This window comes from Acidiphilium sp. AL, from assembly GCF_025499445.1.
In the GTDB taxonomy this organism is placed as follows: Bacteria; Pseudomonadota; Alphaproteobacteria; order Acetobacterales; family Acetobacteraceae; genus Acidiphilium; species Acidiphilium iwatense.
In genome coordinates this window covers 22,200-35,726 of the sequence record NZ_JAIMBZ010000015.1, presented here as the reverse complement: position 1 = coordinate 35,726, position 13,527 = coordinate 22,200, and the positions used below count along the sequence as shown (strand labels likewise).

Below are 13,527 nucleotides of genomic sequence, written 5' to 3'. Positions count from 1 at the left end.
TAATAATTGGCGCTAATTTATGGTATTAACACCATGTCGAGTCCAATGCCGCCCAGCCCGGCGGAGACCAACCTGATCGGCGAGAGTGCGCCGTTCCGCGCGATGCTCGCCCATGTCTCCGATCTGGCGCCGATCGACCGGCCGGTTCTGGTGATCGGCGAGCGCGGCACCGGCAAGGAACTGGTGGCGAGCCGGCTGGCGCTGCTGTCGGGGCGATGGAACCAGCCGCTGCTGCAACTGAACTGTGCCGCTTTGTCGGAATCGCTGCTCGATTCCGAATTGTTCGGCCATGAGGCCGGAGCGTTTACCGGCGCGGTGCGGCGGCGCGCCTCGCGCTTCGAACTCGCCGATCGCGGCACGTTGTTTCTCGACGAAATCGCCAATGCCTCGCTCGCGGTGCAGGAAAAGCTGCTGCGGGTGATCGAATACGGCGTGTTCGAACGGGTCGGCGGCAACGAGCCGGTGCGTGTCGATGTCCGGGTGATCGCCGCGACGCACGAGGATTTGCCGGCCCTGGCCGGAAGCGGGAAATTCCGTGCCGATCTGCTGGACCGGCTGGCCTTCGACGTGATCCGAATCCCGCCGCTGCGCGAGCGGAGCGAGGATATCCTGCTCCTCGCCGAGCATTTCGCCCAGCGCATGACCGCCGAACTGGGGCGGGATTTCTTCGCCGGGTTTGCCGAACCCGCGCGGGACGCGCTGCTGGCGCATCGCTGGCCGGGCAATGTGCGCGAGCTGCGCAACGTGGTGGAGCGCAGCGTGTATCGTCAGGCGGAGTGGCAGGCGCCGCTCGAAGCGGTGCGGATCGATCCGTTCGGCGCGGCGCCGGAGGTCGAAGCCGCGCCCGGCGAACGCGAAACCCTGGCCGCCTCGCTCGCCGAGCACCGGCACAATCAGCGGCGCACAGCATCAGCGCTCGGCCTGACCTACGATCAGTTGAGGCATCGGTTGCGCAAGCACGGGCTGCTCACGAACCGCGCCGGATGATGTCCGCACCGAATTTTTCGCGGAGTTTGTCGAGCGCCTGTTGGCGGGCAGCGCGGCGAGGGGTTTCCTGGTCCACCAGGTCGCCGCGATCGGCCTGATCGGCGCCGGCCAGCCGGGATGCGCCGATGCCGATCAGGCGGAATGCCGTGCCGTCGGCGGCGCGCAGCAGAACCGGTTTCGCGGCTTCGAACATGGTTTCGGGCAGTTGCGTGGGTGAAGCGAGCGGGACCGCCCGCGTGTGGGTCTGAAACCGCGCGGTCTTCAGTTTCAGCGTGAGACCCGCGGCGGCGAAATTCTCCGCGCGCAGCCTGCGGCCGAGTTTTTCGCAGAGCGGCCAGAGTTCGCGGGCGAGCCGGGCGGGATCGGCGATACCCTCGGCGAACGTGGTCTCCGCGCTGATCGACTTGGCCGAGCGCGTCGGATCGACGACCCGCGCATCCTCGCCGCGCGCGCGGGCGGCGAGCGCGGGTCCGTCCTCGCCCAGCCGGGCGCGGGCGGTGCGCGAATCGAGCGCGGCGAGCTGGCCGATCCGGGTAATTCCGATTTCGCCGAGCTTGCGCGCCAGGCCGGGACCGATGCCGGGCAGGATGCCGACCGGCTCCGGCGCCAGGATCGCGGCGGCGTCGGTCCCCAGAACGGCGAAGCCGCGCGGCTTGTCGCGTTCGGTGGCGAGTTTGCCGAGCAGGCGGTTGGGTGCGAGTCCGATCGAGATCGTCACGCCGACCTCGCGTTCCACCATGCGGGCGAAGCGGCTGAGCACCGCGGCGGGCGGTGCGCCGTGCAGCGCCTCGGTGCCCGTCAGGTCGAGCGCCGCCTCGTCGATCGAGAGCGGCTGGACCAGGGGCGTGAGCGCGTTCATCAAATCCCGGATCTGTCGCGCCGCGGCGGCGTATTTCCCAAGATCGGGACGGATCACCGTCGCGTCCGGGCAGAGTTTCAGCGCCTTGAACATCGGCATCGCCGAGCGCACGCCGGACAGCCTGGCGATGTAGCAGCAGGCCGCGACCACACCGCGCGCCCCGCCGCCGACGATCACCGGGCGGTCGCGCAGTTCAGGCCGGTCGCGTTTTTCGACGCTCGCGAAAAACGCGTCGCAATCGATATGGGCCACGGCGAGGCTGGCGAGTTCGGGATGGCTGACCAGCCTGGTTCCGCCGCAGCGCGGGCAGGGTGCGGTTTTCGGAAAGATCGCGTCGCAGTCGCGGCAGAGCGTGTGCACCAATAAAATGCCCTCAAACGCCGGGCGGAGCCGTCGGCAGCGAAACGAGCTGACGCTCCGTTTCGCTGTTCTATTAGAACGAACGCATCAACTGAACCAGGCCGGACCATTGCTGCGCCAGATAGCCGCCGGTCGCCATCGCCTCGGGGGCCGTCTCATCGCCGGTCGGCGGGAAATCGCGGGTGAAATCGGCGGTGCGGAACAACATGTCCCAGAACGGAAACACCGCGCCGTAGTTGCAGGAGCGCTGGCCGGCGGCGAGAATGCCGTGATGCGCACGATGAAAGCGCGGCGAAACCAGCAGCCGCTCGCCGATCCGCCCGAACGAAAGCCTGATATTGGCGTGGCTGAAACTCTCGACGAAGCGGAGCATCAGCACCAGTACCGGAAATTGCAGCGGCGGAATGCCGATCAGCAGGCCGACCGCCATGAACCAGAGAAAGCCGATGAGTTCGTCGAGAATATGGTTGCGGTCGTCGGACCAGAAGGTCATTTGCCGCTGCGCATGATGCACGGCGTGCAGCGCGTACCAGAGGCGGAATCGGTGCGACAGCCGGTGCCGCCAGTAATCGGCGAAGTCGAGGATTAGCGCGTAGAGAATGAAGGTGACGACCGGATGGCCGAACAGCGGAGGGATGATCGTCTCCAGCATCGGCGGGATATAGCCGCGATCGGCGAGAAACCCGTCGAGCCGGACCTGGGCGGCATAGAAGACCACGAAGGTCATCACCGGCAGCACGCCGACGCGCGCGAGGAATGTGTAGAACACATCGACCAGGACGGGTTTTTTTCCCGTCCATCGCTCGATCGGGAAGCGGCGTTCCAGCGGCACGCAGACCGCGTAGGCGAGGATCATTTGCGCGACACCGTAGACCGCCACCAGGGTCCAGCCGAACGAGACGAATTCCCATTGCATCAGCCCGAGCCGGTACAAAGCCGGCAGAACCGCGACCTGTTCGATCCAGCCGGCAAGATCGTTGAACGGGTGGACGGGGATCGGCATCAGGCGAGCCGCATCGCCGAAAAGGCGGGCCGGTCGGTCAACAGCGTCGAAATGAAAATTCCATGCGGTGAACGGCCGACCGGAATACGCTCGGTATGGCCGGTCGCGGGATCATAGACGCCGACGCGCGAGGCAAAGCGCAGCGCGATCCACAGCCTGCCGTCCGGCGCGAAACATAGATCGTCCGGGCCGCCCGGCATCGGAATGTGCTTGACCACATCGAGCGTCCTGGCGTCGAGCACGGAGAGCGACCCTGCGACGCGGTTGGTGACGTAGATATGCTTGCGGTCCGGCGTGAGGAACAAATTATGCGCGCCGCGATCGGTGACGATGCGGCGCATCACTTTGCCGTCCTTGGGATCGACCACGACGACGTAATCGCGCCCCATGATCGCGACCAGAACCACGCCGTCATGCCACATCACCCCGGCGGGGGTTTTGCCGACCGGCACGCGCCAGCGCTCGGTCATGGTGGCGAGGTCGAAGGAGGTCAGCGCGTCGGAACCCTGCAGCGAATTGAACACGGTGCGCGAATCCGGCGCATAGCTCAGATGACTCGGCATCGAGCCGGGGCGGAAGCGTTTCGCGAGCGTCAGCGTGTCGGCTTGGTAGACATCGACATGGTTGAGCCGCAGGCAATTGACCGTGAGATATTGCCCGTCCGGGCTGAACCAGAGCTGATACGGGTCGGGGATCAGCTTGTGGCCCAACTCCGCGCCGGTCGTGGGGTCGAGGAAGAAGATCGCATTGCCCGAGGCGTCGGCGATCAGCAGTTTCCTGTGATCGGGGCTGAGCGCCCAATGGCTCGGCTCGCGAAAGGTCGGCACCGTGCGCAGCACGCGGCGCGTGGCCATGTCGATTTCCGAAACCGTCGCGCCGCCGGAATTCATCACGATGCACAATGGCGGTGCAGCGGCGGCGCGCGCTATCGCCGGCAGCGCCAGCCCCAGCGTGGGAACGGCGAGTAACGTGCGGCGAGACAGCGGAGCGGAATCAGTCATGCGGCAGGGGGTCCTTCATCGGCGTCGGCGAAGACCGCTCGCGCCCATGTGAAGAACGCGAGACTAGTCGTTGCAATCAAGGTATTATCCGTGAAAGATTGCACCGCGAAGGCGAGAAATACAAGACGGATCACAAGGCGCTGCCCCGCCGGCAGCGCGGCTGTGCCCCGCCGGAGCCAGAGACAGAGCAGGGCGAAGAGCAGCACCGCGCCAATCACCCCGCCCTCAGCGGCGATGCGCAAATATTCGTTATGCGCCGCGTTGGTGCCGAGAAACCGGCCGAGATGCGATTGTAGCGGTACGATCACCTTGCCCGCGCCCACGCCCCAGCCCAGCAACGGCGAGCGGGCGATCGCCGCCTCGAAATCGGGCCAGATCAGGTTGCGGTTCGACAGATCCCCCGCCTCGCCCAGATGGATCAGATCGACCACCCGGATGGCATGCAGCGCGGAAAACGCCATGATCGCCGCGCCGAGCACCACCCCGCCGGCAGCGAGCAGGGCGATGCGCCGCGATGCCGGCAGATGGGGCGAAGGCGTGGCGAGCAGGGTCGCCAGCGTGACGCAAACGGCCAGCGCCAGCGGCGCGCGGGCGCCGGTGGCGAGCAGGATGACGAAATTGACCGCGATCCAGCCCGATTCGCGCAATCGCCCGGCGCGCAGGAATTCCACCAGCCCGGCGAACACCGCGATCATCGCGAAACCGCCGAGAAAGGCGGGATTGCTGGAGGCGATCAGCCGCACCGCGCCCTGTTGCGTGCCATAGAGTGCGCGCACGCCGAGCGCGGCCAGTGCCGCGCCATAGGTCATGGTCACGCTCGGGCCGATGATGGTGCAACGGACGATGCCACGCCGCATTGCTGGGGTGAGGCGCAGGAATCCCGGCGCGAAGGGCGCGGCGGACCCCACCAGCGAGCGGAACGACGCGATCATGGTCAGCCCGGGCCAAAATCCGTGGACCAGCCCGGCGCCGAACATCGCGGCGAAGGCATAGGACGGGTTGAACCGGTCGAATCGCGCACCGTTGCGCAGCGCCGCGAGCGCCACGATGAGCAGCCCGGCGGATTTCAAGGCCGCGATGATCAGTTCGTGATGGCCGATCATGTCGGACAGCCACATTTCCGGCGTGGTTTCGACCAGAAGCAGCCAGGCGGCCATGGCGGCGGCCGGCCGGGCATAGGCGACGGCGGCAACAAGACCCAGTCCGGTCAGCACCAGCAGCGTCCCGGTTACCGGCGGCATTATGAATGCGGTAGCGGCGAACCCGGCGAGCCCCGCGAGGGCGAGCCACCGGACCGGATCGCGCCGCGCCGCGCGGATCATGTCGCGTGGGCGAGGATGATATAGTGTTCGTCCGGCGCATCCGCGTCGCGAGTCACGGCAAAGCCCGCATCCGCCAGCATTGCGCGCACGCAGGCGCGCGGCAGGCGCTTTGCCGGCGGGGCGCCGACCGCGCCTGGCGCCGCGGGATCGTATTCGGCGATGAACAGCGTGGCGTGTTCCGGCATGGCGGCGCGGATCGCCCGCAGCCCGGCACCGGGATCGTCCATGTGGTGCAGCGCGTCGGTCAGCATGACGCGGTCGGGCGCGGCGGGAAGCGCCGGAAGCGATTCGATCGAACCGGTGATCGTGCGGAGCCGAAGCCCGCGCCGATCGGCCTCGGCGCTGGCGTGGTGCAGGCAGAGCGCATCGGGGTCGAGGGCGATGACCCAGCCGTCCGGCCCGACGATTCGAGCATATTCGAGCGCCAGCGCGCCGGTGCCCGCGCCGATATCGAGCACGACCATCGCGGGCGCGAGCCCGGCGGCCTCGGCCCAGATGGCGGCGAGGTGACGCTTCTCCGCCTGCCGCGCGATCAGCCGGGCGAGGCGCGCAGCGGGCGTGGCATCTTGCATTAAGTCGGTCATCGGGCGAGTCTTAACCTCTGATCGTTAATATTCAATCAACAAATGGAACATTAGAGATCCACGATGATCCTGCACGCGACCGCCACCGGCGACGGCCCGGACCTTCTGCTGCTTCACGGCCTATTCGGGGCGGGCAAGAATCTTGGCGCCATCGCGCGCGGGCTGGCCGCGAAGTTCCGGGTGAATTCGCTCGATCTGCGCAATCACGGATCGAGCGGTCACGCAGCGGATATGCGCTACGCGGCCATGGCGGCGGATGTGCTGGAAACCATGGATTCGCTCGGCATCGGCAATGCCGTGGTGGCCGGCCATTCGATGGGCGGCAAGGCGGCGATGATGATGGCGCTGACCGCGCCCGCGCGGGTGGATGCGCTGGTGGCGATGGATATCGCGCCGATCGCCTACGGCCACGATTACGATGCCTATCTCGCGGCGATGCGCGCCTTGCCGCTTCGCCCCGGCCTGACCCGGCACGAGGCCGATACCGCCCTGGCGGACGCCGCGCCCGATGCCGCGATGCGCGCCTTTCTGCTCAACAATCTGATCCTGGCGCCCGCGCCGCACTGGCGCCTCGGGCTCGACGAGATCGCCGGCGCGATGGAGGATCTGATCGACTGGCGCGACCCCGAACCGTTAACGCCTTATGATGGTCCGGCATTGTTCCTGTGCGGCGGCCATTCGCCCTACGTGCCGGCGCGCGCTCACGGCGCGATCCGCGCGCGGTTTCCGAACGCGGCGATCGAGACGCTCGATGGCGTCGGCCATTGGCTCCATGCCGAGAAACCAGCCGAGGTGATCGCGGCGTTGAAGGGGTTTTTGCAATGAATCGGGACAGCAACTACCGCATCGACGGCAAGCGGCTCTGGGGCGCGCTGATGGCGATGGCGGAGATCGGTGCGACGCCGAAAGGCGGGGTGAATCGCGTTACGTTGACCGAGGTGGATCGCGCCGGCCGCGCGCGATTCGCCGAATGGTGCGGCGCATTGGGATTGTCGGTGCGCGCCGATTCGATGGGCAACATGTTCGCCCGCCGCGAAGGCCGCGACCCGGCGCGCAAGCCGGTGCTGTTCGGTAGCCATCTCGACAGCCAGCCGACCGGCGGCAAGTTCGACGGCGCGCTCGGCGTGATCGCCGGGCTTGAAGTGATGCGCGCGCTGAATGAACTCGGCATCGTCACCGAAGCGCCGCTGGAACTGGTCAACTGGACCGACGAGGAAGGGTGCCGGTTCGGCCGCGCAATGATGGGCAGCGCGGTCTGGGCCGGGGTGCATGACGAGCAGACCATCAAGGCGCTGCGCGACGCCGATGGCGTGTCGGTCGGCGAGGCGCTGACCGGAATCGGCGCCGCCGGCAGCGCGCCAGCGCGCGCCTTCGCGGCGGATGCCTATTTCGAACTGCATATCGAGCAGGGGCCGATCCTGGAACGCGAGGCGAAGACGATCGGCATCGTCACCGGCGCGCAGGCGCAGATCTGGTTCGACGCGGTGCTCCGCGGGCGCGAATCGCATGCCGGCACCACCCCGCCCGATGCACGGCGCGACGCGCTGGCCGGTGCGGCGGAAATCATCCTCCTGGTCGAGGCGACCATGCGCGAACGGGGCGATGCCGGGCGCGGCACGGTGGGGCGACTCACCGTGCATCCCAATTCGCCGAACGTGATCCCCGGCGAAGTGCGATTCGCGGCGGAGTTTCGCCACCCCGACGATGCGGCGATCACGACGGTCGCGTCGCGTTTTCCCGAGCAAGCCGCAGCGATCGCGCAAGCGCGCGGGCTCGATCTGTCACTGACGCCGGTGTTCCGCGTCGCCGCGACGGAGTTCGATCCGGGTTGCGTCGCCCTGGTGCGCGACGCTTGCGCGCGGCTGGGTTATCCGGCGCGCGAGATGGTCTCCGGCGCGGGACATGATGCGGTGCATGTGGCGCCCCGCGTGCCCACGGCGATGATTTTCACGCCGTGCAAGGACGGCTTGTCGCATAACGAGGCGGAGTCGATCACCGAGGCCGAAGCCGCCGCCGGCGCGCAGGTTCTGCTCGATGTCGTGCTCGCGCGCGCCAATCGTTAGAGCAATATGGCTTTAAGTGGAATCGCGCAGCGATCCACAAAGCCATGAAATTGCTCGCCCAAACAAAGACTAGTGCAGATGGTGCACCGCTCCCATGCCATAGACCGGGGTAGAAATCCCCTCCATCCGGGCCTTCAATTGCAAAGCGAGGTAGAGCGAGTAGTGACGCGACTGGTGGAGATTGCCGCCGTGGAACCATAGCCCGTCCTGGTGCGTCGGCTTCCACATGTTGCGCAACTCGCCTTCGAAGGGTCTGGGGTCTTTTTTGGTGCCCGAGCCGAAACCCCAGCATTTGCCCACCTTGTCGGCGATGTCCTGGGAAATCAGCCTGGCCGCCCAACCATTCATCGAACCGTAGCCGGTGGCGTAGACGATGAGATCGGCGGGCAATTCCGACCCGTCGCTGAACACGACGGAATGCTCCTTGATCTCCTTGACCGAGACGCCGGATTTGAGCCTGATCTTGCCGTCGGCGACCAGGTCGGACGCACCGACATCGATGTAATAGCCTGAGCCCCGGCGTAGATATTTCATGAACAGGCCGGAATCGTCCTCGCCGAAATCGAGCATGAACCCGGCTTTTTCCAGACGCGCGTAAAAATCCGCGTCACGCTGCTTCATCTCGGCATAGATGGGTTTCTGAAGCTCCGCCATGATCCGGTACGGGATCGAGGCGAAGATCAGATCGGCCTTGTCGGTGGTGATGCCGTTCGCCACCGCCTGTTCGGAATAGAGCCCGCCGAGCGCCAGATCCATCAGCGTGTCGGATCGCGCGATATGGGTCGAGGACCGTTGTACCATCGTCACGTCCGCGCCGTGTTCCCACAGATCGGCACAGATATCGTGCGCGGAATTGTTGGAGCCGATGACCACGGCCTTCTTACCCTTATAGGCTTCGCCGCCGGGATGCTTGCTGGAATGATGCTGTTCTCCCTTGAATTTATCCATTCCAGGGTAATCGGGCATATTCGCGATGCCGGACATGCCGGTTGCGAGAATGAGCTGTTTCGGCCGCAATGTCAGTTGCTTGCCGTCGCGTAGAACCTCCACCGCCCATTCGCCCTTCGCCGCGTCATGGCGTGCGGATATCGCCTCGCTGCTGGTCCAGTAGTTCAGTTCCATGATCGAAACGTAGGATTCCAGCCAGTCCCCGATCTTGTCCTTCGGGGAAAATACCGGCCAATGGTCCGGGAATGGCAAATAGGGCAGATGATCGTACCAGACCGGATCGTGCAGGCAGAGCGATTTGTAGCGCTTGCGCCAGGAATCGCCGCCGCGCTCGTTCTTTTCGAGGATGATGGTGGGCACGCCGAGGCGCCGCAGCCGCGCGCCGAGCGCGATGCCGCCCTGGCCGCCGCCGATGACGACGCAATAGGGTTGGGTTTCGGAGCCGAGTTTTGCTGCCTCCTCGCGCCGATGATCGAGCCAGGTCTTGCGGCCCGGATGCACGCCGTGCTCGGCGCCTTTCGGCCGTGCCGAACCGCGCGGTTCCTCGAACCCTTTCAACTCGGTCATGGTGGTCAGCAGCGTCCAGCATGTCCCGTCCTTGAGGCGGATATGGCCGCGCCCGCGCGCCGCCTCGGTCTCGAAGGAGAACCAGCCTTCGGTAACGCCATCGGCCTCGGCGGCCTCGCCATCGATCAGGAAATGGCGTGGCTTGACGGCCTCGAGCACCGCGTCGAGCAGCGCCGCGATCTCGCTGCGGCCTTCGACGGTTTTGATGTTCCAGGTGAAACTGACGAGATCGCGCCAATAGCACTCATCCGCGAAAAGCGCGGTGGCGGCTTCGATATCGCGCTGCGCCAGCGCGGATTCGAAATCGGCGAGCCAGTTCGAAACGGCGGTGCCGGAATTGGAGACGATGGCGTCCATGGTTTCCTCCGCTTGATGTGCTCCGGTCTCAAACCTGCTGGGCGAGTGCGGTCAATTCCGCATTGAACCGTTCGGTGTATTCCTGCTGCGGTGCATGGCCGCAGGCAGCGTAGCGCGACAGTGTCGCCCCCGGCACCGATGCCGCGATATGCTCGGCCATCGAGGGCAGCACGATGCAATCCTCGTCGCCCTGGGTGATCAGGCAGGGCCGGTCGAGCTTTGCCAGGGTGTCGGTAAAATCGAGCGTGCGCATCAGCAGGAAGGCGCGCACCGCCGGCGGGGTCAGGCCGAGGGCGACCAGCGCGCGTTCGGTATCGGCCACCGGCAGGGGCTTGAAGGTGGTGGCGTGAACCACGTGGCGCACGCCCTCGATCATCACGGCGGGGTCGTCGCTCGCCGCCATCAGCGCGCCATCGATGAAACGCTCGCCGACATGAGTGGGCGGATTGGAGGAAATGACGGCGGCGCCGACGAAGTTGACCGCGCCGACATTGGTGGTGCCGTGGCGGGTGAGATAGTCCGAGATCACGAACCCGCCATAGGACCAGCCGACCAGAACCGGCCGCTTGAGCCGCAACTCGATCATCACGGCGGCTACGTCGTCGGCCCAGTGTGCGCCGGTCTGATAGGCTTCGGGTTCGAGCGACTTGTCGGAAAATCCATGGCCGCGCAGATCCATGCAGACGATGCGGAAGCGCTCGCGCAGGGCGCTGTCGAACTGGTTATGCCAGGCGAGGTAGCACGCCGACCAGCCATGGATGAACAGGATCGGCTGCGCGCCGTCCGGCCCCCATTCGCGCACGTGAAGCCCCACGCCGCCGGACCCCAGGATGCGGTGAACCTTGCCGGCCTGATGGTCGATCGTGTCGGTTGCGCTCATGTCGATGTCTCCCGCAAAGAAGGTCGGTGGTTTTGCATCCGGGTTTGCGCGAAGCCGGCCCCGGTCGCGCCGAACAGCGCCGCCACGGCCAGGAGAATGCGTGCGCGGCGCTGCCGGCGCGTCACGCGCTACGCCGCCCGGTTGGCGACGAGGTCGTCCACCACGCCAGGATCGGCGAGCGTCGAGGTATCGCCCAGATTGGAGGTTTCGTTCGCGGCGATCTTGCGCAGAATCCGGCGCATGATCTTGCCCGAGCGGGTCTTGGGCAGGCCGGGCGCCCACTGGATCGCGTCGGGTGCCGCGATCGGGCCGATTTCCTTGCGCACCCAGGCGACCAGTTCGCGGCGCAGCGCTTCGGTCGGCTCCTCGCTGGCGATCAGCGTGACATAGGCGTAGATGCCCTGGCCCTTGATGTCGTGCGGGAAGCCGACCACCGCCGCCTCGGCGACTTTCGGGTGGGCGACCAGGGCGGATTCGACCTCCGCCGTGCCCATCCGGTGGCCGCTCACGTTGATCACGTCGTCGACCCGTCCGGTGATCCAGTAATATCCGTCCTCGTCGCGGCGCGCGCCGTCGCCGGAGAAGTAGTAGCCCTTGAAGGTGGAAAAATAGGTCTGGACGAAGCGCTCATGGTCGCCGAACACGGTGCGCATCATCCCCGGCCAGCTATCGGCGATGCAGAGATTGCCTTCGGTTGGCCCCTCCAGAACGTGGCCCTCGCCATCGACGATCACGGGTTGCACGCCGGGCAGCGGCAAGGTCGCCGAGCCGGGTTTCTGGTCGATCGCGCCGGGCAGGGCGGTGATCATGATGCCGCCGGTTTCGGTCTGCCACCAGGTATCGACGATCGGGCAGCGCTCATCGCCGACCACGCGGTAATACCAGAGCCAGGCTTCCGGGTTGATCGGCTCGCCGACGGTGCCGAGCACGCGCAGGCTGGCGCGCGAGGCGCGTTTCACCGGCGCCTCGCCGTCGCGCATCAGCGCACGGATCGCGGTGGGGGCGGTGTAGAAGATATTGACCTTGTGCTTATCCACCACCTGCCAGAAGCGCGAACTGTCCGGGTAGTTCGGAATCCCCTCGAACATCAGCGTGGTCGCGCCGTTGGCGAGCGGGCCGTAGACGATATAGGTGTGGCCGGTCACCCAGCCGACATCGGCGGTGCACCAGTAGATCTCGCCCGGATGATAGTCGAACACGTATTCATGGGTGAAGCTCGCCCAGACCATGTAGCCGCCGGTGGTGTGCAGCACCCCCTTCGGCTTGCCCGTGCTGCCCGAGGTGTACAGAATGAACAGCGGGTCTTCCGCGCCCATCGGCTCGGGCGCGCAATCGGCGGAAACCTGCGCCGCCGCCTCGTGGTACCAGTGGTCGCGCCCCGCCTGCATCGGCACGTCGCCGCCGGTCGCGCGTACCACCAGCACCGATTTCATCATCGGGCAGGATTTCAGCGCCGCATCGGCATTGGCTTTCAGCGGAACCTTGCGCCCGCCGCGCCGCCCCTCGTCGGCGGTGATGAGAATGCTGGAATCGCAATCCTGAATGCGGTTGGCGAGGCTGTCCGGCGAGAAGCCGCCGAACACCACCGAATGGACCGCGCCGATGCGGGCACAGGCGAGGAGTGCCACCGCCGCTTCGACGATCATTGGCAGGTAGATGGTGATCCGGTCGCCCTTTTTCGCGCCGAGCGATTTCAGCACGTTGGCCATGCGGCAGACCTCGGCGTGAAGCTGCCGGTAGGTGACGTGCTTCTGATCGTTCGGGTCGTCGCCTTCCCAGATGATCGCAACCTGATCGCCGCGCGCGGCAAGGTGCCGGTCGAGACAATTGGCGGAAGCGTTCAGCACCCCGTCCTCGAACCATTTGATCGAAACCGCGCCGGAAAAACTGGTGTTCTTGATTTTCGTCGGCGGCTTGATCCAGTCGAGGCGTTTCGCCTCCGCCGCCCAGAATGCATCGGGGCCGGTGCTCGCGCGGCGTGCCATGTCGTCGTATTTCTGGCGGTTTATCAGGGCATTGGCCGCGATGTCCGGCTTCACCTTGACGAGCTCGGGATGCGACATTCTGGTTTCCTCCTTGGCTTGTGCGCAAAGTATGGCAAGAATCGCCCCGGATCGGAAGGGTTGTCCTTCACCGCTTCAGCAGCACGTCCCGCGCCTCGTTGAGCCGGTCCGCCAGCCATTGCGAGCCGCCGTGGTCGGGGTTGGCGAACCACATCATATGGCGATAGGCCTCCAGCACCTCCTCGCGCGTGGTGCTCGGCGTGAGGCCGAGAACGGCCAGCGCTTCCGCCCGCGTCATCGCCTTCGGCGGCGGGACGGCACGCGGCGCGGGCGGAGGCTGGGGCTTCGCGCCGCCGCGGTCCGGCCAGAGCGCGCCGAGAAACGGCAGCACGCCGAGAGCGACGATGCCGTGCCCGGCGAGCAGGGCGGTCGCGCCGAAACTGACCGCGAGCGAGATCAGCACCCAGAGGGCCGGGTGGCGCAGCGCGCCCCGCCAGTCGCGCCTGCCATCCTTCTGCGGCCAGAACAGCACCAGGAACGCCGCTCCGGCGAGCAGCCCCGCGAGGATCAGGCGATCGGCGGCGTCCGCCATG

The 13,527-nt window shown here is 66.4% G+C and carries 12 protein-coding genes; 3 read left to right on the top strand and 9 right to left on the bottom strand.

The annotated features are described in order from the left end of the window. Positions 1-33: 33 nt before the first annotated feature. Complete coding sequence (locus tag AiwAL_RS10575) at positions 34-987, top strand: sigma 54-interacting transcriptional regulator (protein ID WP_235702358.1); 954 nt, start codon at positions 34-36, stop codon at positions 985-987. On the opposite strand, the gene AiwAL_RS10570 is transcribed toward AiwAL_RS10575, so the two are convergent. The 5 genes from AiwAL_RS10570 to AiwAL_RS10550 form a co-directional block, all read right to left on the bottom strand. Next, positions 968-2,206: a DNA polymerase IV gene (locus AiwAL_RS10570; RefSeq protein ID WP_235702359.1), complete on the bottom strand. Its 1,239-nt coding sequence runs from the start codon at positions 2,204-2,206 to the stop codon at positions 968-970. The genes AiwAL_RS10575 and AiwAL_RS10570 overlap by 20 nt on opposite strands. A 73-nt stretch (positions 2,207-2,279) precedes the next feature. Next, a complete protein-coding gene (locus AiwAL_RS10565) occupies positions 2,280-3,209 on the bottom strand; it encodes a sterol desaturase family protein (protein ID WP_235702360.1) in 930 nt (309 codons plus the stop codon). Then, positions 3,209-4,210: a beta-propeller fold lactonase family protein gene (locus tag AiwAL_RS10560; protein ID WP_235702361.1), complete on the bottom strand. Its 1,002-nt coding sequence runs from the start codon at positions 4,208-4,210 to the stop codon at positions 3,209-3,211. Before AiwAL_RS10560 ends, AiwAL_RS10565 begins: the two co-directional genes overlap by 1 nt. After that, positions 4,207-5,532, bottom strand: a complete 1,326-nt coding sequence (locus tag AiwAL_RS10555; protein ID WP_235702362.1) for an O-antigen ligase — start codon at positions 5,530-5,532, stop codon at positions 4,207-4,209. The genes AiwAL_RS10560 and AiwAL_RS10555 overlap by 4 nt, the downstream gene beginning before the upstream one ends. Next, positions 5,529-6,116 (bottom strand): class I SAM-dependent methyltransferase, encoded by a 588-nt coding sequence (locus AiwAL_RS10550; RefSeq protein WP_235702363.1) that lies wholly within the window; start codon positions 6,114-6,116, stop codon positions 5,529-5,531. Before AiwAL_RS10550 ends, AiwAL_RS10555 begins: the two co-directional genes overlap by 4 nt. Before the next feature lie 63 nt (positions 6,117-6,179). Between AiwAL_RS10550 and AiwAL_RS10545 the strand changes: the two genes are divergently transcribed. Together AiwAL_RS10545 and AiwAL_RS10540 are read left to right on the top strand one after the other, a co-directional pair. Beyond that, on the top strand, positions 6,180-6,941 hold the full coding sequence (locus AiwAL_RS10545) for an alpha/beta fold hydrolase (RefSeq protein ID WP_235702364.1): 762 nt from the start codon (positions 6,180-6,182) through the stop codon (positions 6,939-6,941). Next, positions 6,938-8,179, top strand: coding sequence for a Zn-dependent hydrolase (locus tag AiwAL_RS10540; RefSeq protein ID WP_235702365.1), 1,242 nt, complete (start codon positions 6,938-6,940; stop codon positions 8,177-8,179). The genes AiwAL_RS10545 and AiwAL_RS10540 overlap by 4 nt, the downstream gene beginning before the upstream one ends. A gap of 69 nt (positions 8,180-8,248) precedes the next feature. Here the strand turns inward: AiwAL_RS10540 and AiwAL_RS10535 are convergent, their stop codons facing one another. The 4 genes from AiwAL_RS10535 to AiwAL_RS10520 form a co-directional block, all read right to left on the bottom strand. Beyond that, positions 8,249-10,051: an NAD(P)/FAD-dependent oxidoreductase gene (locus tag AiwAL_RS10535; RefSeq protein WP_262312671.1), complete on the bottom strand. Its 1,803-nt coding sequence runs from the start codon at positions 10,049-10,051 to the stop codon at positions 8,249-8,251. A gap of 28 nt (positions 10,052-10,079) precedes the next feature. After that, entirely contained in the window at positions 10,080-10,931 is an 852-nt protein-coding gene (locus AiwAL_RS10530; RefSeq protein ID WP_262312670.1) for an alpha/beta fold hydrolase, read from the bottom strand. 128 nt (positions 10,932-11,059) lie between these two features. Next, positions 11,060-12,994, bottom strand: a complete 1,935-nt coding sequence (gene acs, locus AiwAL_RS10525) for an acetate--CoA ligase (protein ID WP_235702368.1) — start codon at positions 12,992-12,994, stop codon at positions 11,060-11,062. Positions 12,995-13,061: 67 nt separating this feature from the next. Continuing rightward, entirely contained in the window at positions 13,062-13,526 is a 465-nt protein-coding gene (locus AiwAL_RS10520) for a hypothetical protein (RefSeq protein WP_235702369.1), read from the bottom strand. Between the last annotated feature and the right edge of the window lies 1 nt (position 13,527).